A 23088-nucleotide genomic window follows, 5' to 3' on the forward strand; every position below is an offset into this window, starting at 1 on the left:
CGGAGGCGAGGAACGAGCCGACGATCGAGACCCGCCCCCGGCGCCCGACTCAGAGCACGCCGGGGTCCAGGTCGATCGTCGTCCGGTCGCGCGCGGCGACGAGGTCGAGCTGCGCCCAGACCTTCGGGAGCTCGTAGCGGAAGAAGTACTGCGCCGCGACGCGCTTGCCGTCCGCGAGCGCGTCGGCCCGGCCGGTCGCGGCGAGCTCCTGCTCGAGCCAGATCCAGGCGACGACGACGTGGCCGACGGCCTCGAGGTACGCGGTGGCGTTCGCGAGCGCGACCTCGGGATCACCCTCGGCCCACGCAGCTGTGGTCACCTCACCGACCCGCGCGAGAGCAGTGCCGAGCGCGTCGCCGTGCTCCGCCGCGGCCCCTCCAGCGTCCTGCGCACGCGCGATCGTCGCGCCGATGGTCTCGCCGAGCAGCGCGAGCCCGGCCCCACGGTCGGCGACGGCCTTGCGACCCAGCAGGTCGAGGCCCTGGATGCCGTGGGTGCCCTCGTGGATCGGGTTGAGCCGGTTGTCGCGGTAGAGCCGCTCGACCGGGTAGTCGCGGGTGTAGCCGGCGCCGCCGTGCACCTGGATCGCGAGATCGTTGGCGGTCAGGCACCACTGCGACGGCCACGACTTCGCGATCGGCGTCAGCATGTCGAGCAGGCGTCGGGCACGGTCCCGCTCTGCGTCCGAGGTCGCGGTCGCCTGCTCGTCGACGAGCCGCGCGCACCACAGGATCAAGCCGAGCCCGCCCTCGACGTACGCCTTCTGGGCGAGCAGCATCCGCCGGACGTCGGCGTGCTCGATGATCGGCACCGGCGGCGCGGACGGGTCCTTCGCGCCGACCGGCCGGCCCTGCGGACGCTCCTGCGCGTACGCGAGAGCGTGCAGGTAGCCGGTGTAGCCGAGCGCGACCGCGCCCGCGCCGACCCCGATCCGAGCCGAATCCATCATGTGGAACATCTGCGCGAGTCCGCGGCCCTCCTCGCCGACGAGGTACCCGACGGCGCCTGCGCGGCCGCCGGGTGTCCAGGAGCCCTCGCCGAAGTTGAGCAGCGTGTTCGTGGTCGCGCGGAATCCCATCTTGTGGTTGAGGCCGGCGAGCGCGACGTCGTTGCGCTCCGTGAGCTCGCCGTCCGGTCCGACCAGCACCTTCGGGACGATGAAGAGCGAGATCCCCTTCACGCCGGCGGGCGCGTCGGGGGTGCGGGCGAGCACGAGGTGCACGATGTTCTCACCGAGCTCGTGGTCGCCGGCCGAGATCCACATCTTCGTGCCGGTCAGGCGATACGTGCCGTCGTCCTGCCGGACCGCGCGGGTCGTCAGGTCGGTCAGCGACGAGCCGGCATGCGGCTCGGACAGGCACATCGTCCCGTACCACCGGCCCTCGAGGATCGGCTTCGCGTACGTCTCGATCTGCTCGGCCGTCCCGTGCGCGCAGACCAGGCTGGCGTTGCCGAGCGCGAGCGACGGGTAGGCGTACGCCCCCACGCTCGCGGCCTGGAAGAACGCGCCGGCGGCCTGCTGGACGGTGAACGGCAGCTGGGCTCCGCCGAGCTCGGCCGGGAACGTCGACGCGACCAGGCCCGACTCCGCGTACGCATGCACGGCCGCGGTGACCTCCTCGGGGAGCACGACCCGACCGTCGTCCCCGACGTACGGCTCGGCGACGTCGCCGGCCGCCGCGGCCGGCGCGAACAGGTCGGTGCTGAGCTCCTCGGCCAGGTCGAGCACCGCGTCGAAGGTGCTCCGGTCGTGCTCGGCGTAGCGCTCGCGCTTGGTCAGCGCATCGACCTCGAGCCAGTCGTACAGCAGGAAGTCGAGGTCGGCGCGGGACATGATGCGCGAGCGAGTCATGCGACCGATACTAAGCGCTTGCTTACCTCCGCGTCGAGCCGCCTTCTCCGGGCCGTGAACCATGCGGACGCGCGATTCGGCCCGACACGCCGCTGTCGAGGCGCGAGGAACGCCGAATCGTACGTCGGCACGGTCGTCCGGCCCGTGGTGTGCTGAGCGCGGGAGGCGAGATGGCTGCAATGACAGAGGTCGTGGCCGGCGACGCGGTGCTCGAGGTGGAGCGGGCCGGGGACGGCCCGGTGGTGCTCGTGACGCCGACTGCGCTCGTCGCGGACGAGCCGGCGCCGCTCGCGCATGCGCTCAGGTCGTCGTACGACGTGGTCCGCTACCGGCGGCGCGGGTACGGACGCAGCCGCCCCCGTACGCCCTCGGCGACCGCCCCGAAGCCGTCGATCGTGGCGGAAGCAGCCGACGTCCCTGCACTGATGGACGCGCTCGGGCTCGAGAGCGCCCACGTCGTCGGGGCGTCGTTCGGGGCCGCGATCGCCTGGGAGACGGCGGCTCGCTACCCGGACCGGGTCGCGAGCCTCACGCTCTTCGAACCACCACCGGTCTTCGCGCCCGAGGCGGCCGGCCCGTTCCGCGCTGCCAACGCCGACCTGCGCGCCCGCGGGACGGCCGCCGGGCCGTCGCTCGCGGCCGACGAGTTCCTCGACGCGCTGTCGGGGCCGGGCTGGCGAGACGAGCACGAGCGTGCGCTCCCCGGCTCGGTTCGCGCCGTCCACCGCGACGCCGCCACGTTCTTCGAGGTCGACATCCCGGCGCTGCTCGCATGGGACGTCACCGAGGAGGATGCACGCCGCGTCCGCGCTCCGGTGCTGCTGCTGCGCGGGAGCGCGACCGGCCTGTGGTTCGAGGCCGGCGACGCGACGCTGCGCCGGTGGTTCAGGTCCGCGACCGCGGAGGTGATCGAAGGGGCCGCCCACGGCGCGCTGCTGACGCACCCGGGGGCCGTCGCCGACGCGGTGTCGCGACACGTCCGGCGCCACGCCTGACTCGCCACCCCGCCACGCCTGACTCGCCACCCCGCCACGCCTGACTCGCGACCCCGCCGCCGGCGACTCGCGAGCATCAGTGGCCGGCGAAGGCCTCCTCGAGCCACCAGGAGGCACCACGCGTGACCTTCGCGTGCACGAGCATCGGCCGTTCGCGATCACCCGTGACCCAGCGCGCGACCACGTCGAGGTCCGCAGGCGCCCGTACGGTCACGGCCTCGAACCCGTACCCGCGGCCGATCGCGGCGATGTCGGTCGGGGGGAACTCCACGGTCCCGAGCGGGTGCCCGTGCGGGCCGAAGTGGTGCACCTCCGCGCCGTACGCCTCGTCGTCGTAGACCACGACCGCCATGTCGAGCCCGAGCCGGACGACGGTCTCCAGCTCCGCCGACCCCATCAGCGCACCGCCGTCACCGAGTGCGGCGACGGTCAGCCGGTCAGGCTGCGCGAGCGCGGCGCCGATCGCCGTCGCGAGACCGAGGCCGATCGACTGGAACGCCTGGGTGAAGCAGAACCCGCGCTCGTCCGGCACGTCCAGGAACATGCTCGGGTATCCCATGAAGTTCCCCGAGTCGACCGCCACGACGCGCTCGCGCGGAAGCACGTCGTCGAGACCGATCGTGAGCGTCCGCGGGTCGATCTGGCCGTCGCTGCTCGTGTCGTCGTACGGCACGTCGCGCCAACGGACGCGCGCGGCGATCCGATCGCGGACCTCGGGCGTACGACGGCCGGCCCGGACCGGCACCGCACGACGCTCGAGCTCGGCCGACGCATCGGCGGCGGTCGCGCACACGTCGCCGACGACACCGGTCGCTCCCGGCCGCTGCGCCCCGATCGCGGTCGGGTCGTCGTCGACCTGGACGACGTCGGTCTCCGGACCGATCAGGCGACCGTGGCGCATCGTCCACATGTTCAGGGCGCAGCCCCACCCGACGATCAGGTCGGACTCGCGCACCAGATCGGCGGCCAGCGGTGAGGAGAATCCGCCCGACACGTCGAGGCTGTACGGGTTGCCGACGAACAGGCCTCTCGCGACCGCGGACGTCGCGAGCAGCGCGCCGGTCCGCGCGGCGAGCGCCTCGAGCGCTGCGGCGGATCCCGCCGTACGGGCGCCGCGTCCGGCGACGAAGACCGGCCGCTCGGCGGCCAGCAGGGCGTCGACCAGCACCGCGAGATCCGCGTCGGAGGCGGCCTCGGGCGCGGGTCCGTCCGGCGCGAACGCCGCCTCCACCCCGCCAATATCCGGCACCTCGGCCCCCTGCACGTCGAGCGGCAGGTTGAGCAGCACCGTCCGCCGCGACCGCGCGCGGGCCACGGCCTCCCGAGCGGCGTCGACGGCGCCGGCTGCGTTCGTCACGCGCAGCGGGACGGCGCCGACCGCCCGGGCGAGGGCGTCCTGGTCCACGAAGAAGTTCGAACCGGGCTGCGTCGCCTCGGCCGCGACCACGACCAGCGGCGTCCGGCTCTTCGCCGCCTCGGTGATCCCGGTCATCGCGTTCGTCAGACCGCACCCCTGGTGCACGGTGAGCACCGCGACGTCGCCGCTGGTCCGCGCGTACGCGTCCGCCGCGGTCGCCGCACCGCCCTCGTGCCGGGTCGCGACGAACCGGGCGCCGGCGTCGACCATCGCGTTCGTGAGGTGGAAGTTGCCGGACCCGACCACGCCGTACGCGTGGGTGACGCCGGCGTCGACGAGCGCCCGCCCGACCGCCTCGGCGACGTGCATCAGCGCTCCACGAGCGCGATCACCCGGACCGGGGAGCCGGAGCCGCCGACGATCTTCAGGGGCGGCGCGATCACGACGGCACCGGTCGGCGGGAGCTGGTCGAGGTTCTGCAGCTGCGCGAGCCCGTACTTGTCGTTGCCGAGCAGGAACGAGTGGCACGGGAACGCCGGGTCGAACGAGTGGGCGGCGCCCGCATCCGTACCGACCGTCTCGACGCCGATCCCCTGCAGGGGCGACTCCTCGGCGACCCAGCGTGCACACTCCGCGGACATGCCCGGGCTCGTCGGGCCGGTCTCGGTGTTGTTGATCATCTCGGCCTGCGTGACGCGCGCGGACCACCCCGTGCGGCAGAGCAGCCAGCCGTTCTGCGGCAGGGGCCCGTGCTCGGCCTCGAAGGCCTCGAGGTGGTCGACCTCGATCAGGAAGTTCGGGTCGGCGGCCACCTGTGCGGTCACGTCGAGCACGATCGCGGGCGCGACGAACGCCGACGGCGTCACCTCGTCGATCGCGGCCTTGCCCTGGCCGGTGACCCAGTGGTTCGGGGCGTCGAAGTGGGTGCCGGTGTGCTCTCCGGTGCGGAAGTTGTTCCAGTACCAGGCCGGCCCGCGGTCGTCGTAGCGGCTGATCTCCTCGGACTGGAACCGCGCCGTCTGGCCGAACTCCGGCGGCAGCTCGAGGATCGGCGTCTCCTCCGACAGCGGCGCGGTGAGGTCGACGACCTCGACGGCGCCGGAGGACAGGGAGGCGAGGAGGGTGGCGAGGACGGACATGTCGCTCCTGGGGCTGAGGGTGCCGGTGGTGGCGCCACCCTAGCGAGGCGCGGTCAGCCGGCCTTCCAGTAGCCGCAGAAGATCACGTCGGCCTTGTCCGTCCCGGCCTTGACGAGGTGGCGCCGCAGGCTGCTCGGAAGCTTCTGCTCGCCGACCACCCAGGTGAGGGTGGGTTCGTCGGATACGGGGAGCTGCATGGCTGCCGCGAGCGCCGCCTGGCCCGGGACCGCGTGGGGATCGGTGCGGGGCAGCCAGGTCACCTCGATGTCGTCGGGCGCATCGACGGCCTGTGCGTCCTGGATCGTCGGGACCTCGATGAGCGCGTGTCCGACCGCGTCCCTCGGGAGCGAGGCGAGGATCCCGGCCGTCGCGGGCAGGCCGGTCTCGTCGGCGACGAGCAGGACCCGGCGTCGCCCGTCGGGGAGCGCGAACATCGTGCCCTCGTCGATCAGCGCGACCGGGTCGCCCTGCTCGCAGGTCTGCGCCCAGGTCGCGGCGGGGCCCGCCGCCGGGTCGTCGACCGACCCGTGCACGACGAAGTCGACGTCGAGCTCCGGGCCGTCAGGACCGTCCGGCCGGTACGCGCGGACGGTGTAGTTGCGCAGGATCGGCCGGGTGGCCTTCGAGATCGTGAGGTACTTCAGGTACGCGACCGTGTCGAGCTTGTTCGGGAGACGGGTGAGCGAGTCCTCGTCGGTCACCGGGATCCCCAGACGGAACCATTGGTCCGCACCGAGCGGCACGAACTGCTCGATGTCACCGGCGCCGAGCGTGACGCGGACGAACGACGGGGAGATCCGCTCCGAGCGCAGGACGTGGAGCGTGATCAGACCGGGGGTCTGAGGCTTCGTACGGTGGGTGGCGACGTTGGTGCGGGCCACGGGGGTCCTTCCGACGGGTCGAACAGCGAACCCGGTAAGGCTAGCCTTACCTGCCAGGCGGCCGCTACCCCGTCAGGCCACGGTCAGGCCGTCGGCCGCCCCGCCGACCTCGACGAGCGCTCTCTCGATGTCGTCGAGCGAGAGTCGCTCCTCCGCCGGTCGAGGCGCGAGCGCACCCCCCTCCTCCGCCGGTCGAGGCGCGAGCGCACCCCCCTCCTCCGCCGGTCGAGGCGCGAGCGCACCCCCCTCCTCCGCCGGTCGAGGCGCGAGCGCAGCGAGCGATCGAGACCCCCACACGGCGAGCAGCACGTGTCCCGTCCCGACCAGGTCGTCGCCAAGCCGGACGGCGTGTGCGAACGCCTCCTGCAGGGCGGCGGCCGACTCCGCTCCGTACGGCACGAGGGTCGGCGCTTCGGTGTCGCCGGTGGTCTCGTCGGCGACAGCGGTCGGGGCCAGGGTCGTACGGAGGTCTGCCGCCGTCACGCCCAACGTCGTGAGGGCGCGTGCGGCACTGGTCCGCTCGTCGGCGATCAGCCCGAGCAGCAGATGGACGGGCTCCACCTCGGCACTCCGTACGGCCTGCGCCTCGGCGTGCGCCGCCATCAGGGACGCGCGCGCCGGCTCGGTGAACCGGTCGAACCCCTGCGACGCATCCAACGGCTCGACCTCCTGCTCGCGGCGCACGAACCGCTTCTGCGCCGCCTGCTTCGTCACACCCATGCTCGCGCCGATGCGGGTCCACGACGCGCCCGATCGGCGAGCCTGATCGACGAAATAGCCGACGAGTGCGTCGGCGACCTCACCGAGACCCCCGGCGGCGACGGTCGCCTGATGGAGCTGGTCGAGCGGGTCGTCGGCGGTGGTCCGGACGGCGCGGATGAGGTCGTCGAGGCGGAAGGAGGGAGGAAGATCGGTCATGTGTCAACTCTAGGTTGACGATTGGGCTTCGTCAACCTGAGGTTGACGGCGCGGGCCGCACGGAATGACTCGCGAGCGCGCCGTGCGTGACTCGCGGCTAGGAGAGCCAGGTCGTGGTGGCGGCGGCGCCGACGCGGGTCGTACGGAAGCCGTTCGCGGCGTGGTCGGGATCGGGTCGGCCGAAGGAGATCCCGCAGACCACCAGCCGGTCGTCCTCCAGGCCGAGGTGCTCGCGGACGAACGGCGCGTACGCCGCCAGCGCCGCCTGCGGGATCGCGGCGACGCCGAGGCTCTGCGCCGCCAGCAGGAACGTGCTGACCCAGACGCCGCAGTCGACCGCGCCGTACGTCCCGAGCTCGCCCGGCGTCGACACGATCGCCACGTGAGGTGCGCCGAACAGCTCGAAGTTCTTCCAGGTCTGGCGCCCCGACGCCTCACGGTCACCGCGCTCGATCCCGACCGCGTCGTACAGCTGGAGCGCGCACTCGAGCCGTCGCTCGCGGTGCGCCCCGGAGTAGCCGGACGGGAACGCGAAGTCGGGACCGCCCGTACCGCCGCCGAGGATGTGCGACGTCAGCCCGTCACGGAACCGGTCGGTCCCCTCTCCCTCGGTCACCACGACCTGCCACGGCTGGGTGTTGCACCACGACGGCGAGCGCCCGGCGAGCTCGAGGATCTCGTCGATCGTCTCGCGCGGCAGCGGATCGGGAAGGAATCCGCGACAGCTCCAGCGCTCGGCCAGCAGCGAGCGAAGGACGTCGGCGGACGGCGAGGAGACGGTCTCGGTCATGGGGACAGGAAAGCAGGGGTCTCGATCCTCGCTCCGCTCGGCCTCGACCAACGGGGGCGTCGCGTAGAGTCCGAGCATGTCCGATCACGTCGACGTCCTCATCGTCGGAGCCGGGCTGTCCGGCATCGGCGCCGCCTACCGTCTCCAGGAGCGCAACCCCGGCGTCTCGTACACGATCGTCGAGGCGCGCGACGAGATGGGCGGCACGTGGGACCTGTTCCGCTACCCCGGGGTGCGATCGGACTCGGACTTCTACACCCTCTCGTTCCCGTTCCGACCGTGGCGCGGAGACGACGCGATCGTCGACGGCCAGGAGATCCTCGACTACATCCGGGAGACGGCGGACGCGTACGGGATCACCGAGAGGATCCGGTTCTCGACGAAGGTGGTCTCGGCCGCCTGGTCGTCGACCGACGCACGCTGGACCGTCGGGATCGAGGACTCCCGGACGGGCGAGCAGTCCACGATCACGGCGTCGTTCCTCGAGACCTGTGCCGGCTACTACGACTACGAGCAGCCGTTCGACCCCCAGTTCGCCGGGCTGGAGGACTTCGAGGGCCAGGTCGTGCACCCGCAGTTCTGGCCCGACGATCTGGACTACACCGGCAAGCGCGTGGTCGTCGTGGGCAGCGGTGCGACCGCCATCACGGTCGTGCCGGCGATGGCCGACGACGCCGCCCACGTCACGATGCTCCAGCGGACGCCGACGTGGGTCCTCGCCCAGCCGAAGCACGATGCGGTGGGCGACGCTCTCCGGAAGGTGCTGCCTGCCAAGGCCGCCCACTCGACGATCCGGGCGAAGAACGCGGTGCTGCAATGGGGTCTCTACCAGTTCAGCCGGCGCGCCCCGGAGAAGATGGCGGGCCTGCTCCGCAAGGGCGCCGTCGCCGGGCTCGGCTCGGAGCAGGTCGTCGTCGACCACTTCACCCCGCCGTACGGGCCGTGGGAGCAGCGGCTGTGCATCGCACCGGGCGGCGACCTGTTCGAGGCTGTCCGCAGCGGGCGCGCGTCGGTGGTGACCGGCCACATCGACCGGTTCGTGCCCGAGGGCATCCTGCTCACCGACGGGGAGACGATCGAGGCCGACGTCGTCGTTACCGCGACCGGCCTCTCCTTGAAGCTGATCGGCGGGATCGACCTGAGCGTGGACGGCGAACCCGTCGACCCGGCCGGCCGCATGACGTTCCGCGGTCTCATGCTCAGCGGCGTCCCGAACTTCTCCTACTGCATCGGGTACGTGAACCTGTCGTGGACGATGCGAGCCGACATGACCGCGCGGTACGTCGCGCGAGTCGTCGAGCGGCTCCGTACGACCGCCGCCGACACGGTGACCCCGACCTACACGGGCCCGCCGAGCGAGCGGCCGATGATCGACATGCAGTCCGGCTACTTCGTCCGGGCGGCGCACCTCATGCCGCGGTCGGCGGACGCGCACCCGTGGACGATGAAGCACAACTACGTCGTCGACGCGTGGCACACCAACCGCGCGAACCTCGACGACGGTCTGGTCTGGAGCGGCGCCGCCACCCGCACGTCCGGCGGCGCGACCCGTGCGGCGGCCGGAAAGGGCGTCGGCACGAGCGCGATCGCCTGACGCCCCGCGACGATCCTCGTCGCAAAGCGATACACGGTTCTGAAAACCCCGCACACCGTACGCGCACGGTGTGCGGGGTTTTCGACGTGCAGGGTGGCTCTGCAGCAGGGGAACGGGCGCGCACGGCCTGCGGGGACACCGACGCGGTGGCGCGAGCCGGCGCCGCGGGCGTGCCGCAGGGCTCAGGCCAGCTGCGCAGGCGCCTCGGTCGCGATCCGCTCGAACATCGCTTGGTCGGCAGCGAACTGGGAGTCCGGCACCGGCCAGTGCAGCACGAGCTCGGTGACACCCGCGTCGGCGTACCGGCCGGCGGCGTCGACGAACGCGTCCACGGAGCCGAGGAGTCCGACGCCGGCCGGGGTGAACCCGGTGAGCAGGACGCGGTCGAGCTCCCCTGCGTCGCGCCGAGCCTCGGCGCACGCGTCGCCGAGGCGGCGGATCTGACCGGCGACGCCCGCAGCCGAGTCCGCCTCCGTGGCGTCGTCGGCCAGCGTCTGGTCCCCGGTCGTCACCCACGCCTGGCCGTACCGAGCGGCGAGCCGCATCCCCTTCGGTCCGGTCGCCGCGACCGCGAACGGGATCCGCGGCTGCTGCACGCACCCCGGGATCATGCGCGCCTCGTCGGCGGCGTAGAACGTGCCACGCTCGGTCACGGCAGGCTCGGTGAGGAGACGGTCGAGCATCCTGACCAGCTCGGCGAACCTCGCCGTGCGCTCCCGCAACGACCAGGCTTCGTGACCCAGCACGGTCGCGTCGAACCCGGTCGCGGTGCCCGCACCGATCCCGAGGGTGAGACGGCCGCCGGAGACGTCGTCGAGCGTCATCAGGTCCTTGGCGAACGTGACGGGGTGGCGGAAGTTCGGTGACGTGACCATCGTGCCGAGCCGGATCCGGTCGGTGACGGCGGCTGCAGCCGTGAGCGTCGGCACCGCGCCGAACCACGGCCCGTCGCGGAAGTTGCGCCACGAGAGGTGGTCGTAGGTGTACGCGGCGTGGAACCCGAGCTCCTCCGCACGGGTCCACCGCTCCCGACCGCCGTCGGGCCAGCGGTGGATCGGCAGGATCAGGGCGCTGAGGCGAAGGCTCATGGACCGAGCGTACGAGAGGTTCTCGTGACGCGGACCACGTGCAGGACTAGCGTGGTGCCCATGGGCCGGCCGACCCGGGTGATCCCCGCCTCCGGAGCCAGACACCTCGCCGTGTGCGAGTGGGGTGTCCCGACCGGCTACCCGGTCTTCTGGCTGCACGGGACCCCCGGCAGCCGCTACACGCGGCACGACAGCAGCGTCTACACCGAGGCCGGGGCGCGGGTGATCACCTACGACCGGCCGGGCTACGGGCAGAGCACCCGCGACCGCGGCCGCGACATCGCCGCCGCTGCGCACGACATCGCCGCGATCGCGGCCACGCTGCGGCTCGACGAGTTCGCCGTCGCGGGCCGTTCGGGCGGGGGTCCGCACGCGCTCGCCGCCGCCGCTCTGCTTCCCGACCGCGTCAGCCGCTGCGCCAGCGTCGTGGGCGTCGGCCCGTGGGACGCGAAGGACCTGGACTGGCTCGGCGGCATGACCCAGGGCAACGTCGACGAGTACACCTGGGCGGCCGAGGGTGAGTCGATCCTGCACGAGCGGATGGAGCCGCGGTGCCGCGAGATCGTCCGCGCGATGGCGGCCGGCGAGGGCCTCGGCAAGAACTACGAGCTGTCACCGGACGACCGGGCGACCGCGGCGGACATCGGCCACCGCGCGATGCTGAGCCAGGCCGTGCAGGAGGCGTTCCGGTGCGGGATCTGGGGGCTCGTCGACGACGACCTCGCCTTCACCCGCCCCTGGGGGTTCGCCCCCGACGACGTCGAGGCACCGACGCAGGTCTGGTACGGCACCGAGGACACGCTGGTCGGGACGCAGCACGGGACGTGGCTGCTCGAGCACGTGCCGAAGGCCGAGGGCCGGGTGATGGAGGGCGGACACCTGACCTTGGAGTACCGCGCCGACGAGCTCATGAACTGGCTCGCGAACGGCTGAGCGTCACTGCCCCGTACGACCGTCGATGCACTCCCGCAGCAGGTCGGCGTGCCCGGCGTGGCGGGCGTACTCCTCCACCATGTGGACGAGGATGTCGCGCACCGGCACCGGTCTGCCGTGGTGGGTGACCTCGGCGCCGAGGTCGATGTCGCCGTCGAGGTAGGCGTCGGCGACCGCGATCTCCTCGCGTAGACGCTCCCACGCGTCGGCGACCACCGCGTCGTCGGCGACGGCGTTGTCGAAGTCGCCGTCGGGGTCGTCGTCGGTCCAGAACATCGGCGGCGCCGACTGCCCCTGGAGCACCCGCCGGAACCAGTGCCGCTCCACCTCGGCCATGTGCCGCACGAGGCCCAGCAGGGACAGGGTCGACGGTGGGACGGAGCGGCGTGCGAGCTGCTCGGCGTCCAGCCCTTCGCACTTCATCTCGAGCGTCGTCCGGTAGTGCCGGAGATAGCTCCGGATCGTGTCCTTCTCGCCGACCGGCTGCTCGCCGGTCTCACGCGGGTCGTCCTCGGGCGGCATCCACACGCCGCGGTCGTCGTCGCTCACCGACATCACCCTGCCGTACGGGGTGGGTCGCAGCAAACACGCTCCGGCGGCATCCGCTCCGGACGACGCAGTACGGTCGAGAAACGGCGTACGGAGGGGGTCCGGTGACGAGCGCGGTGGTCGTGGGGAGCGGACCCAACGGGCTCGTCGGCGCGATCCGGCTCGCGCAGGCCGGTCTCGACGTGACGGTGCTCGAGGCCGCCGACCGGCCCGGCGGCGGCACCCGTACGTCCGAGCTCACCGCGCCGGGGCTGCTGCACGACGACTGCGCCGCGTTCCACCCGTTCGGCGTGCTGTCCGAGGCGTTGGCGCCACTGGGTCTGGACCGGTACGGGCTGGCCTGGGCGTGGCCCGAGATCGACCTCGCGCATCCCCTCGACGACGGTCGCGCCGGTCTGCTGTCGCGCACCCTCGACGTCACGCTCGACTCGCTCGGGCCCGACGGCGCTGCCTGGCGGCGGATCGTGGGGCGGGTCGCGACGGACTTCGACACGCTCGCGGCCGACGTGCTGCGCCCGATCCTGCACGTGCCGCGGCACCCGGTCGCGCTGACCCGCTTCGGGCTGCGCGCGGCCCTGCCGGTGACGTGGCTCGTGCGCGCGTTCGCCGACGAGCCTGCACGGGGGCTGTTCGCCGGGGTGGCAGCGCACCTGTTCGGCCGGCTCGACCGACCGATGTCGTCCTCCGTCGGCTTGTTGCTCTCGGCTGCGGGCCATCGAGCCGGGTGGCCGGTCGCGGTCGGCGGCACGCGCGCGATCTCGGACGCGCTGGTCGCGCTGCTCGCCGACCTCGGCGGCACCGTCACCACCGGCGTGCGCGTCACCGCCCTGGATGAGCTCCGCGACGCGACCGGCCGTACACCCGACGTCGTGCTGCTCGACACCGCGCCGGACGCGGCCGTACGGATCGTCGGCGAGCGGATGCCACCGCGCGTACGGCGGGCGCTGACGCGGTTCCGGTACGGGCCGGCGGCGTTCAAGCTCGACCTCGCGATCGACGGCGACGTGCCGTGGACCAACGCGGACGTCCGTCGCGCGGGAACGGTCCACCTCGGCGGGACCGCCGCCGAGATCGCGGCCGCCGAGACCGAGGTCGTGCGCGGACGGATGCCGCAGCGCCCGTACGTGCTGGTCGGCCAGCAGTACCTCGCGGACACCTCGCGCTCGGGAGACGGACTCAACCCGCTGTGGGCGTACGCTCACGTGCCTCACGGCTTCACCGGTGACGCGACCGAGGCGATCCTCGCGCAGATCGAGCGGTTCGCCCCCGGCTTCCGCGAGCGGGTCGTCGCCGCGGCGCGGCGCGGCCCCGCCGACCTGGCGGCGTACAACCCGAACTACGTCGGCGGCGACATCAGCGCCGGCGCGAACACCCCGCTCCAGGTCGTGATGCGACCCCGCTGGGCACTCGACCCGTACACGCTCGGGGTCGACGGCGTGTACCTCTGCTCGTCGGCCACACCGCCGGGCGGCGGGGTGCACGGGCTGTGCGGACTGCACGCGGCGGAGTCGGCGCTGTCACGGCTGTGAGCGGGTCCGCGTCAGGACCCGGCGCTCACCACCTCGACACCGCACCGCAGACCGGGGGATCGCGCCAGCCGTGCGTCCGCCGTCAGCAGGGGCACTTCCAGCACCTCCGCAAGTGCGACGTACGCGGCGTCGTACGGGGTCAGGTTGTCGCGGAGCTCCCACGCCCGGGCCAGCAACGAAACGTGGTGCGCACGCTCGATCGGCATCGCGGCCAGGTCGTCGAGCGCGAGACCCGCCCTCCGCGCATCGATGTCCCCGGCCCGCCATCGACGACGGACCACCTTCACGACCGCGAGGTCGATCAGCCCCGGTGCGCTCAGCTGCTGTCCTCGCAGCCGCGAGCGCGCGACGTCCCCGTGCGGGCCGTCATCCGCGAGCGCGGGGGCGAGCACGCTGGCGTCAACGACCAGCACGGTCGTCGTGGAGGTCGGAGACCGCGATGTCGAAGGGCAGCCGACCGCCCGAGCGTCCACCGGCCCGGTCGAGGACCTCGTCGAGGGTCGGGCGACTCGCCTCTTCGATCAAGCGAGCGAGGAGGTACTCCTGCAGCGACTGGTGCGCGATCGCGGCGCGGCGGCGCAGCACCGCGTGGGTCTCGACCGGGACGTCCTTGATCTGCACGCTCGGCATGGCGCCATTCTGGCGCTTGTAGCGCCAGAACACAAGTCAGGTGGCCTCAGCCCGGGAACGGTCCCGCGCGCAGCAACGAGCTCGGCAAGCGACGACCGATCTGCTCCTCGAGCCAACCGGCCGACTCGATCAGGCCGGCCTGGTCGAGACCCGTCGTGATGCCGCTGCGATCGAACGTGTAGACGAGATCCTCGGTCGCGACGTTGCCGGTGGCGTTCGGTGCGAACGGGCATCCGCCCACGCCCCCGATGCTCGCGTCGAGCACGTCCACCCCGGCCGCGACACCGGCGACGGCGTTCGCGACCCCGGTGTTGCGGGTGTCGTGCAGGTGCAGGCGTCGCGCGACACCCTCCCCTGCCCGTCGCGCGAGCAGCCCGAGCCGCTCGGTGACCTGGGCGGGAACGCCGACGCCGATCGTGTCCGCGAGCGCGATCTCGTCCGCACCGGCGTCCACGACCCGCGCGATCACGTCGTCGAGGCGCTCCGCGCTCACGTCTCCCTCGAACGGGCAGCCGAACGCGGCGGCGATCGTGATGCTGGTCCCGATCCCGGCCTCGCGGGCGCGGTCCACCAGCGTGGCCGCGACGTCGCACGCCTCGGCGGTCGTCATGCCCTGGTTGCGGCCGCAGAACGTGTCGGTGGCGACGACGACGGCGTTGATCTCGTCGACGCCGGCCGCAAGCGCACGGTCCAGTCCCCGCTCGTTCATCACGAGGCCGATGTACGAGACGCCGAGGGACCGGTCCACGCCCGCCATCACGTCCTCGGCGTCGGCCATCTGAGGGACGCGCTTCGGGTTGACGAAGCTGACTGCCTCGATCCGGCGGGCACCCGCCACGATCGCCCGGCGGATCAGCTCGAGCTTGACCTCGGTGCTCAGGACCACGGACTCGTTCTGGAGGCCGTCGCGCGGCGACACCTCGCAGATCTCCACCTGCTGGTTCATGCTGTCCTCTCCAGGTAGCGAACGGCCCCGGCGGCGTCGACGACGCTCCCGTACTTCGACCGCAGGTCGTACAACGTGGCGTGGTGCGGACCCGGCGCACGATCGGCGACGGCGTCGGAGACCACGACCGGCACCAGATCGTGCTGGAGCGCGTCCACTGCGGTCGCCCGGACGCAGCCGCTGGTGGACACGCCCGTGATCACGACCGTGTCGACGCCACGCTCGTGGAGGTCCTCGGCCAGGGAGGTGCCGAAGAACGCGCTGGCGGCCTGCTTGACCACCACCGGCTCGTCGCCCGTCGGAGCCACCTCGTCGCGCAGACGACCCAGCCGCGCCCCCGGAGCGAGGTCGCGCAGCGACGGCACCTTGCGTACGAAGACGCTCGCGTCGGCCGTCGCACGGTCGAACTCGACCCGGGTGTGGACGACCGGGTGCCCACCGGCACGCGCCGCCGCGAGGACGGACGCCGCCGGTCCGAGCACCGCGGTCGAGCCGAGGTCGAACGCGCAGCCGGGCTCGAAGTACGCCTGCATCAGGTCGACCATGATGACCGCCGGACGGCGCCCGGCGGCGAGCGTCTCGACCCCGAGCCCCGGGGGGAACAGCCCGGGATCGAGCACGCCGTCGGTCACAGCGGCACCGGCGGCTTCGGCGCCGGCAGTCCGGTCTCCTCCTCGCAGCGCTCGAGGATCGTCTCGAGCGGCGGGCCTGCGTCGAACGTCGGGAGCACGTCGGGGCGAGCCGCGGCCAGCTCGGCGCGCAGCGACTGCGTCGCGTCGGCGTCCACCGAGCCGGACTCGTCGCAGACCACGCCGTACCGGCGGGCGCCGTCGGCCGTGACCAGCCCGCGCCGGACCTCGAGCCCCACCAGCTCGGGATCGCGTGCGAGCGGGTCGCCCCACCCGCCGCCGCCCCAGGTGACGAAGTGCAGGACGTCGTCGCGCCCCACCGCCACGTCGTGCACCTTGCTCGGGAGGATCTCGCGCGACCCGTCGGCCCGCTCGATCCACTTGCGGCCGCGAGCGCCGGGCGTCCCGCCGTTCACTCCCCACGGGTAGGTGAGCCACCGGTCGTCGTGGATCGCGATGGTGCCCGGCTCGAGGAACCGGTACGCGACGTCGACCGCGTTGCCGCCGCGGTGCAGACCCGCGCCGCCGGTGTCGGAGACCGTCTCCCACGCCTCGATCCGCAGCGGGTAGTAGGACTCGAGGTACTCGCAGGGGATGTTGACGAACGACGGCCACAGGGAGTGTCCGTCCGGCCCGTCGCCGACCGGGCGGCCGGGGATGCCGCCGAAGCCGATCGAGTACAGCTGGAACCACTCGCCCTTGCGCTCGCCCTCGCTGTAGCGGCCCGAGTACATGAAGTGGGGCGAGGAGGAGAAGCCGGCGGCGTTCAGCAGGTCCGGGTTGGTCTGCCCGAGGAGGCCGCCGAACAGGTCGAAGACGCGGCCGATCCCGTGGTTGCGCGCGTTCAGCGCAGCAGGGTAGGTCGGCTTCCAGAAGGACTCTTCCGGGATCGTCACCTCGACCAGCGGGTAGAACCCGTCGTTCCACAGGATCTGCGGGTCCGCCACGGTGATCATGTAGATCCCGAAGAACATCCGGACGAGGTTCTCGTTGATGAAGTAGTTGATCGGGCCCTGGGCCTGCGGGCTGCTCCCGGTGAAGTCCAGGTGGACCTTGTCGCCGTGCCGCGTCAGGCTCAGCTTCAGCTCGTACGGCCCGTAGCCGACGCCGTCGTCGCAGATGTAGTCCGTGAACGACAGCGTCTCGCCGTCGGCGAAGACTGCCTGGAGCAGCACCTTCATCGCCCGGTAGTTGCGGTCCAGCAGCGCGTCGAGCGCCGAGACGTAGGTGTCCGGGCCGAACCGCGCGCACAGCTCCTGCACCCGTCGCGCCGCCGTGCTGCACGCCGCGACGAGCCCGTTGAGGTCCGCGCGGTTCCAGTCGGGCTTGCGGACCTGGTTGAGGATGATCCGCAGCGCGTCCTCGTCGAGCGTGCCCGCCTTGTAGAGCTTGAAGGGCGGGATGACCACGCCCTCCTCGTAGATCGTGCGGGCGTCCGTCGGCATCGACGCCGGGGTCTTGCCGCCGACGTCGGACATGTGCCCGAACATCGAGGCCCACCCGACGATCCGTCCCTCGAAGAAGACCGGCATCACGACCAGCCAGTCGTTCGCGTGGCTGATCGCGGCGCCGCAGGAGTACGGGTCGGAGGTGAGGAGGATGTCGCCCTCCTCGATCGTCCCGCTGAAGTTCTCCAGGAAGTCCGGGATCGAGAGGCCGAACTGGCCCACGACCATCTTGCCGTCGGGGTCGCCGATCAGCGGGAACTCGTCGTGCTGCTCTCGGATCCCCGGCGACAGCGCGGTCCGGAACAGCACCTCGTCCATCTCGTAGCGCGCGTTGCGCAAGGCGTTCTCGACGAGGTCGAGGGTGACGACGTCGACGTCGTGCTTCTCGAACGGCGCCTGGTTGCTCTGGATGATCTCAGCCATGGTTTCAGCCCTCCGTGCCGTTCTCAGCGGCCTGGTCGACGGGGCGGATGAGGAGACTGCCGCTGGGATCGACCGTCGCGGCGTGGTCGGGCAGGACGAGCGTGGTGGAGTCCATCTCGGTGACGATCGCCGGTCCGGTCACGACGTTGCCGGCGAGCAGCGCGTCACGGCGGTAGACGTCGGCGTCGGCGAAGCCCCCGTCCACCCAGACCCGCTGGGTGCCGACCCGAGCGGGGGACGGGTCGGCACCCGCGGACTCCAGCACGGCCGCGCCGACAGCGGGGCGCGGCCCCGTCGCGGTCGCGCGGACCGTGACGATCTCGTGCTCGTTCTCCAGCAGGAACGAGAAGAGGCGCTCGTGCTCGGCGTCGAAGGCCGCGCGCAGCGACGCGAGACCGCCGCCCTCGCCGTCGAACGCCTCGATGTCGACCGGGACCGGGATCTCGAACCCCTGGCCGTGGTAGCGCAGGTCGGCCGCGTAGCCGACGGTGATCTCGTCGGCACCGAGACCCTCGCGGAGCAGCGAGGCCCGCGCCTCGTCGGCGAGCTCGTGCAGCTCGGCGCGCAGGTCGCCGTCGGCCAGGGCCGAGAACGGCCGCATCAGGGTGCGGACGGCCTCGTCGCGCATGCACGTCGTGGCATCGCCGTAGGCGCAGAGCACGCCCGGCGACGGCGGCACGATCACCGGCCACGCGCCCGTGAGCCTGCCGAGGGCGTTCGCGTGCAGCGGGCCCGCCCCACCGAAGGCGACGAGCGCGAAGTCGCGCGGATCGAACCCCTGCTGGACCGAGACCAGACGCAGCGCGCCGAGCATGTTCTCGTTCACGATGTCGTAGATCCCGGCGGCCGCCGCCTCCGGGCTGTCCAGGTCGGTCGCGTCCGCGATGGTGCGTACGGCCGCGAGCGCCGCCTCGCGGTCGAGCGTGACCTCACCGCCCGCGAGCGACGTCGGGAGATAGCCGAGCACGACGTTCGCGTCGGTGACGGTCGGTTCGGCCCCGCCGTTGCCGTACGCAGCGGGGCCCGGCACGGCGCCCGCGGACTGCGGTCCGACGCGCAGCGCCTGGGTGAGCTCGGGGACGTGCGCGATCGAGCCGCCGCCCGCCCCGACCGTACGGACGTCGACCGAGGTCGCACGGACGTTGAGGTCACCGACCGTCGTCTCGCGCCCGATCCGGGGCTTGCCGTCCTGCACGAGCGCGACGTCCGTGGAGGTGCCGCCCATGTCGAAGCTGAGGAAGTCGGTGAACCCGGCCTGCTCGGCGACCCACGCCGCGCCGGTGACGCCGCCGGCCGGGCCGGACAGCAGGAGCGAGACAGGGTTGTCGGCGGCGGCACCGGCCGAGGTCAGGCCGCCGTCGCTGCGCAGGATCGACAGCGAGCCGGAGACGCCGGCGTCGGCGAGCTGCTCACCCAGGTTGGCGGTGTAGCGCGCGACCCGCGGCTGGACGTACGCGTTCGCGACCGTCGTGACCGTGCGCTCGTACTCGCGCAGCTCGGGAAGGACCGCCGACGAGACCGAGACCGGGAGGTCGGGGAGCACCTCGGCGGCGATCTTCGCGACCCGCCGCTCGTGGTCCGGGTTGGCGTAGGAGTTGATCAGGCTGATGCTGAGCGCCTCGATGTCCTGGCCGCGCAGCTTCTCCAACGAGGTGCGGACGTCGGCCTCGTCGAGCTCCTCGACGACCGAGCCGTCCGCCCCGATCCGCCCCGTGACCTCGACGGTGTCCTCGAGGGCGGCGAGCGGTTCGGGCTTCGGCCAGATGATCCAGCCCGCCAGACCGCCGGGGACGAACGAGCGGGCGATCTGGAGGACCTGCCGGAAGCCGCGTGTGGTGACCAGGCCGACCCGTGCGCCCTTGCCCTCGAGGATCGCGTTGGTCGCGACGGTCGTCCCGTGGGTCACGTCCCCGACGTCGGAGAGGCCGATCCCGGCCGCGTCGCAAGCCTGCGCGATCCCGCGCAGCACTCCGACGGACTGGTCGTCGGGGGTGGACGGTGTCTTCGCGCGGTAGGTCGTCCCCGAGCTCTCGTCGACGAGCAGGATGTCGGTGAACGTGCCTCCGACGTCCACGCCGAGCCGATAGGTCATGCGTCCTCCTCCTTAGATCACGCCGGCGTCGCGCAGCGTGGTGAGCTGGTCGTCGTCCATGCCGAGCAGGTCTCGGTAGACGTCGTCGTTGTGCTCGCCGAGCTCGGGTCCGAGATGGCGGACCGCGCCCGGCGTCTCCGAGAGCTTCGGCGCGACGTTCTGCACCGGGAACTCGCCGAACTGCGGGTGGGTGAGCCGCACGATCGCGTCCCGCGCGGCGAAGTGGGGATCGGCGAGCATGTCGCGCGCGCGGTAGATCCGCCCTGCGGGCACCCCGCCCTGCTCGAGCCGGCCGAGCAGGTCGTCCGCGTCGATCCCGGCGGTCCAGCGCGCGATCACCTCGTCGAGCTCGTCCATCGCGGCGCCCCGGGCTCCGTGGGTCGCGTACCGCGCGTCCTCTGCCAGCCCGGGCTGCTCCATCACGGCCGCCAGCCGGCGGAAGACGGTGTCCTGGTTCGCGGCGATCAGGATCGACTCGCCGTCGCGGGTCGGGTAGACGTTGCTGGGCGAGACGTTCGGCAGCACGGTCCCGGTGCGCTCGCGCTGGTAGCCGGCGATCTGCCACTCGGGGACCATCGACTCCATCAGCGCCAGCACGGACTCGTAGATCGCGGCGTCCACGACCTGACCGCGGCCCGAGCTCGTCCGTGCGTGCAGCGCGACGAGCGTCCCGACGCACGCGAAGGTCGCGGCCAGCGAGTCGCCGAGGGAGACGCCCGCCCGCGCCGGCGGCTTGTCCGGGTCGCCGGTGACGTAGCGGATCCCACCCATCGCCTCGCCGATCGAACCGTAGCCGGCGCGACGGGCGTACGGGCCGGACTGCCCGAAGCCGGTCACGCGAGTGATGACGAGCCGAGGGTTGATCTGCCAGAGGTCCTCGGGCGCGAGTCCCCACCGCTCGAGCGTGCCGGGACGGAAGTTCTCGACGAGGACGTCGGAGTGGGCCACGAGCTCGCGCACGATGTCCTGTCCACGTTCGTCGCGCAGGTTCGCCGTGACCGACCGCTTGTTGCGGGCGACCACCGGCCACCACAGCGACTGGCCGTGGGGCTTCTCGCGACCCCACTGGCGCATCGGGTCCCCGGCACCGGGGTCCTCGACCTTGACGACGTCGGCGCCGAAGTCCCCGAGCAGCTGGCCGCAGAACGGGCCGGCGAGCAGCTGGCCCATCTCGATCACGCGGATGTCGGACAAGGGGGCGGCGGGAACCGTCACGAAGACCTCATTCGTATACAACTTGAAGGAGCACTGACTGCTGGCTGCCGCAGTCGATGCTGAGAACCGTAGGACTCGAGTGTGATCTTCGTCAATGCCCGTCTCAGGTTGTATCCAATCGTTCATCCGCTCGCCACCCGGAGCCCTGGTAGCGTGGCCGACCATGACCACGGGGCAGGCGGAGAGCGGTGCGAACGCCGCACGCGCGTACGAGGCGATCCGCTCGCAGATCCTCGATGGCCGGCGCCGGGGAGGCGAGTGGCTGCGCGAGGAGGACCTCGCCGGCGAGCTCGGTGTCAGCCGTACGCCGGTGCGGGAGGCTCTGCGGCGGCTCGCGGCCGACGGCCTGGTCCGCCACGAGCCGCACCGCGGCGTCCAGGTCCAGGACTGGAGCCTCGACGACCTGGAGGAGATCTTCGAGCTCCGCGGGCTGCTCGAGCCGGTCGGCGCGCGGCTCGCCGCGACGTCGCCGTTGCTGGATCTCGAGGTGCTCGAGGGGTTGGCGTCACGGATCGAGCTCGCGGCCACGGTCCGCGACATCGACACGGTGACCTCGCTCAACAACGAGTTCCACGCGGCCGTCGTGACCGCGTCGGGGAGCCGCAGGCTCGGCGGGCTCCTCTCGTCCCTCGTGCAGGTGCCGATCGTGCACAGCACGTTCGCGCACTACACCCCCACCGAGCTCACCCGCAGCCTCGGCCAGCACCGCGAGATCCTCGAGGCGCTGCGCAGCGGTGACGCCGACTGGGCGGAGTCCGTGATGCGGTCGCACATCCGACACGGCTGGGTCGCGATCCGCGGTCGCCTGCTCTCCGCCTCCTGACGCTCCGATCCCCGAGCCGCTGCGCAACAAACCGCTGATCGTCCCCCCATCTGCGCAACGGATCATGGTCGTCGCGCAACGAGGTGCGGCATACCGTCGGTCGTGACGAGACAGACGAGGAGGTCGTCGATGAAGCTGATGACGGGGGCGCCGCGCCCCACGACGGTTCCGCGCTCCGGGGGTGCGGTGGCGGATCCGCGCTCGAGCAGCGTGGGGTTCGTGGACGTGGCGAGCATGAGCCGCTGGATCGCCGAGCAGGGCGCCGAGCGGATCATCGGTGCGATGGCGGAGGCGCTGGAGCGCGACTTCGCCCGGTGGCCGCAGTTCGACAAGTCCCCTCGTCACGCCGTCCACAGCCACGACGGCGTCATGGAGCTGATGCCGACCAGCGACGGCGTCGAGTACGGCTTCAAGTACGTCAACGGCCACCCCAACAACCCGCTCACCGGCCACCAGACCGTCACCGCGTTCGGCGTGCTCGCCGAGGTGGCGCACGGCTACCCGACGTTCGTGTCGGAGATGACGCTGCTCACCGCGCTGCGGACGGCCGCGACCTCCGCGATGGCGGCTCGGCACCTCGCCCGCCCGGACGCGACCACGATGGCGATGATCGGCACGGGCTCGCAGTCGGAGTTCCAGGCGCTCGGGTTCCGCGCCGTGCTGGGCATCGCGAGCCTGCGGGTCTACGACACCGACCCTGCGGCGACCGCGAAGCTCGTCCGCAACCTCGAGCCGCTCGGCTTCGACATCGTCGTCGCCTCCAGCGCGGCCGAGGCCGTGGCCGGCGCCGACGTGATCACGACCTGCACGGCGGACAAGCGCAACGCCACCGTCCTGCACGACGTCGACGTGGTCGCCGGCGTGCACATCAACGCCATCGGCGGCGACTGCCCCGGCAAGACCGAGCTCGACGCGGCGACCCTGGACCGCGCGTCGGTCTTCGTCGAGTACCCGGAGCAGACCCGGGTCGAGGGCGAGATCCAGCAGATGCCCGGTGACTTCGCCGTCACCGAGCTCTGGCGCGTGGTCGCGGGCGAGCTGGCCGGACGCCGCTCGGCCGAGGAGATCACGGTGTTCGACTCGGTCGGCTTCGCGATCGAGGACTTCACCGCGCTGCGCTTCGTCCGCGACGCGGTCCGCGGGACCTCGTACGAGGCGAAGCTCGACCTGATCGCCGAGCCGGACGACCCGAAGGACCTGTTCGGGATGGTCGCGCCGGCCTGATCCGGGGCAGCCGTCGCGCAGACGCATCAACGT

General features: G+C 72.3%; 21 protein-coding genes. 6 read left to right on the plus strand and 15 right to left on the minus strand.

The window, feature by feature from the left end:
- Positions 1-49: 49 nt before the first annotated feature.
- Positions 50-1852 carry an acyl-CoA dehydrogenase gene (locus CLV56_RS06265; protein WP_039340838.1) on the minus strand — a complete coding sequence of 601 codons (1803 nt, stop codon included), beginning with the start codon at positions 1850-1852 and terminating at the stop codon, positions 50-52.
- Between the two features lie 170 nt (positions 1853-2022).
- On the opposite strand from CLV56_RS06265, the gene CLV56_RS06270 reads away from it, so the two are divergent.
- Positions 2023-2847 carry an alpha/beta fold hydrolase gene (locus CLV56_RS06270; protein WP_157805086.1) on the plus strand — a complete coding sequence of 275 codons (825 nt, stop codon included), beginning with the start codon at positions 2023-2025 and terminating at the stop codon, positions 2845-2847.
- A 76-nt stretch (positions 2848-2923) separates the two neighbouring features.
- On the opposite strand, the gene CLV56_RS06275 is transcribed toward CLV56_RS06270, so the two are convergent.
- The 5 genes from CLV56_RS06275 to CLV56_RS06295 all read right to left on the minus strand — a co-directional run bounded on the left by CLV56_RS06275 (position 2924) and on the right by CLV56_RS06295 (position 7932).
- Complete coding sequence (locus tag CLV56_RS06275; RefSeq protein WP_039340831.1) at positions 2924-4573, minus strand: thiamine pyrophosphate-binding protein; 1650 nt, start codon at positions 4571-4573, stop codon at positions 2924-2926.
- A complete protein-coding gene (locus CLV56_RS06280) occupies positions 4573-5343 on the minus strand; it encodes a cyclase family protein (protein ID WP_039340828.1) in 771 nt (256 codons plus the stop codon). Before CLV56_RS06280 ends, CLV56_RS06275 begins: the two co-directional genes overlap by 1 nt.
- A 53-nt stretch (positions 5344-5396) precedes the next feature.
- A complete protein-coding gene (locus CLV56_RS06285) occupies positions 5397-6224 on the minus strand; it encodes a siderophore-interacting protein (protein WP_039340825.1) in 828 nt (275 codons plus the stop codon).
- 72 nt (positions 6225-6296) lie between these two features.
- Positions 6297-7142: a Clp protease N-terminal domain-containing protein gene (locus CLV56_RS20535; protein WP_157805087.1), complete on the minus strand. Its 846-nt coding sequence runs from the start codon at positions 7140-7142 to the stop codon at positions 6297-6299.
- A 97-nt stretch (positions 7143-7239) separates the two neighbouring features.
- Entirely contained in the window at positions 7240-7932 is a 693-nt protein-coding gene (locus CLV56_RS06295; RefSeq protein WP_039340822.1) for a nitroreductase, read from the minus strand.
- Positions 7933-8008: 76 nt separating this feature from the next.
- Here CLV56_RS06295 and CLV56_RS06300 point away from each other — a divergent pair, with 76 nt between their 5' ends.
- The gene (locus CLV56_RS06300; RefSeq protein WP_039340819.1) at positions 8009-9526 is read left to right on the plus strand and encodes a flavin-containing monooxygenase; all 1518 of its coding nucleotides are present in this window, start codon (positions 8009-8011) and stop codon (positions 9524-9526) included.
- Between the two features lie 182 nt (positions 9527-9708).
- Here CLV56_RS06300 and CLV56_RS06305 read toward each other — a convergent pair whose 3' ends face one another.
- Positions 9709-10614, minus strand: a complete 906-nt coding sequence (locus CLV56_RS06305) for an LLM class flavin-dependent oxidoreductase (RefSeq protein ID WP_039340816.1) — start codon at positions 10612-10614, stop codon at positions 9709-9711.
- A gap of 60 nt (positions 10615-10674) precedes the next feature.
- Here CLV56_RS06305 and CLV56_RS06310 point away from each other — a divergent pair, with 60 nt between their 5' ends.
- A complete protein-coding gene (locus tag CLV56_RS06310) occupies positions 10675-11547 on the plus strand; it encodes an alpha/beta fold hydrolase (protein ID WP_100414556.1) in 873 nt (290 codons plus the stop codon).
- A gap of 3 nt (positions 11548-11550) precedes the next feature.
- Here the strand turns inward: CLV56_RS06310 and CLV56_RS06315 are convergent, their stop codons facing one another.
- On the minus strand, positions 11551-12102 hold the full coding sequence (locus CLV56_RS06315; protein ID WP_039340813.1) for a DinB family protein: 552 nt from the start codon (positions 12100-12102) through the stop codon (positions 11551-11553).
- A gap of 98 nt (positions 12103-12200) precedes the next feature.
- On the opposite strand from CLV56_RS06315, the gene CLV56_RS06320 reads away from it, so the two are divergent.
- Positions 12201-13625, plus strand: a complete 1425-nt coding sequence (locus tag CLV56_RS06320) for a phytoene desaturase family protein (protein WP_039340810.1) — start codon at positions 12201-12203, stop codon at positions 13623-13625.
- A gap of 11 nt (positions 13626-13636) precedes the next feature.
- Here CLV56_RS06320 and CLV56_RS06325 read toward each other — a convergent pair whose 3' ends face one another.
- The 7 genes from CLV56_RS06325 to CLV56_RS06355 are packed head-to-tail and all read right to left on the minus strand — an operon-like array spanning position 13637 to position 21008.
- Positions 13637-14038 (minus strand): type II toxin-antitoxin system VapC family toxin, encoded by a 402-nt coding sequence (locus CLV56_RS06325; protein WP_039340807.1) that lies wholly within the window; start codon positions 14036-14038, stop codon positions 13637-13639.
- Positions 14025-14255 carry a hypothetical protein gene (locus CLV56_RS06330; protein WP_039341049.1) on the minus strand — a complete coding sequence of 77 codons (231 nt, stop codon included), beginning with the start codon at positions 14253-14255 and terminating at the stop codon, positions 14025-14027. The genes CLV56_RS06325 and CLV56_RS06330 overlap by 14 nt, the downstream gene beginning before the upstream one ends.
- Before the next feature lie 46 nt (positions 14256-14301).
- Complete coding sequence (locus tag CLV56_RS06335) at positions 14302-15201, minus strand: hydroxymethylglutaryl-CoA lyase (protein ID WP_039340804.1); 900 nt, start codon at positions 15199-15201, stop codon at positions 14302-14304.
- Entirely contained in the window at positions 15198-15833 is a 636-nt protein-coding gene (locus CLV56_RS06340) for an isochorismatase family protein (RefSeq protein ID WP_211287995.1), read from the minus strand. Before CLV56_RS06340 ends, CLV56_RS06335 begins: the two co-directional genes overlap by 4 nt.
- Positions 15830-17701 (minus strand): hydantoinase B/oxoprolinase family protein, encoded by a 1872-nt coding sequence (locus CLV56_RS06345; protein ID WP_039340801.1) that lies wholly within the window; start codon positions 17699-17701, stop codon positions 15830-15832. Before CLV56_RS06345 ends, CLV56_RS06340 begins: the two co-directional genes overlap by 4 nt.
- A 4-nt stretch (positions 17702-17705) precedes the next feature.
- Positions 17706-19793, minus strand: a complete 2088-nt coding sequence (locus CLV56_RS06350) for a hydantoinase/oxoprolinase family protein (RefSeq protein ID WP_039340798.1) — start codon at positions 19791-19793, stop codon at positions 17706-17708.
- A 12-nt stretch (positions 19794-19805) separates the two neighbouring features.
- Complete coding sequence (locus CLV56_RS06355; RefSeq protein ID WP_039340795.1) at positions 19806-21008, minus strand: CaiB/BaiF CoA transferase family protein; 1203 nt, start codon at positions 21006-21008, stop codon at positions 19806-19808.
- A 163-nt stretch (positions 21009-21171) separates the two neighbouring features.
- On the opposite strand from CLV56_RS06355, the gene CLV56_RS06360 reads away from it, so the two are divergent.
- Both CLV56_RS06360 and CLV56_RS06365 read left to right on the plus strand, forming a co-directional pair.
- A complete protein-coding gene (locus CLV56_RS06360) occupies positions 21172-21831 on the plus strand; it encodes a GntR family transcriptional regulator (RefSeq protein ID WP_157805088.1) in 660 nt (219 codons plus the stop codon).
- A gap of 129 nt (positions 21832-21960) precedes the next feature.
- On the plus strand, positions 21961-23055 hold the full coding sequence (locus tag CLV56_RS06365) for an ornithine cyclodeaminase (protein ID WP_100414557.1): 1095 nt from the start codon (positions 21961-21963) through the stop codon (positions 23053-23055).
- Positions 23056-23088: the final 33 nt, after the last annotated feature.

Source organism: Mumia flava (genome assembly GCF_002797495.1).
GTDB classification, from domain to species: Bacteria; Actinomycetota; Actinomycetes; order Propionibacteriales; family Nocardioidaceae; genus Mumia; species Mumia flava.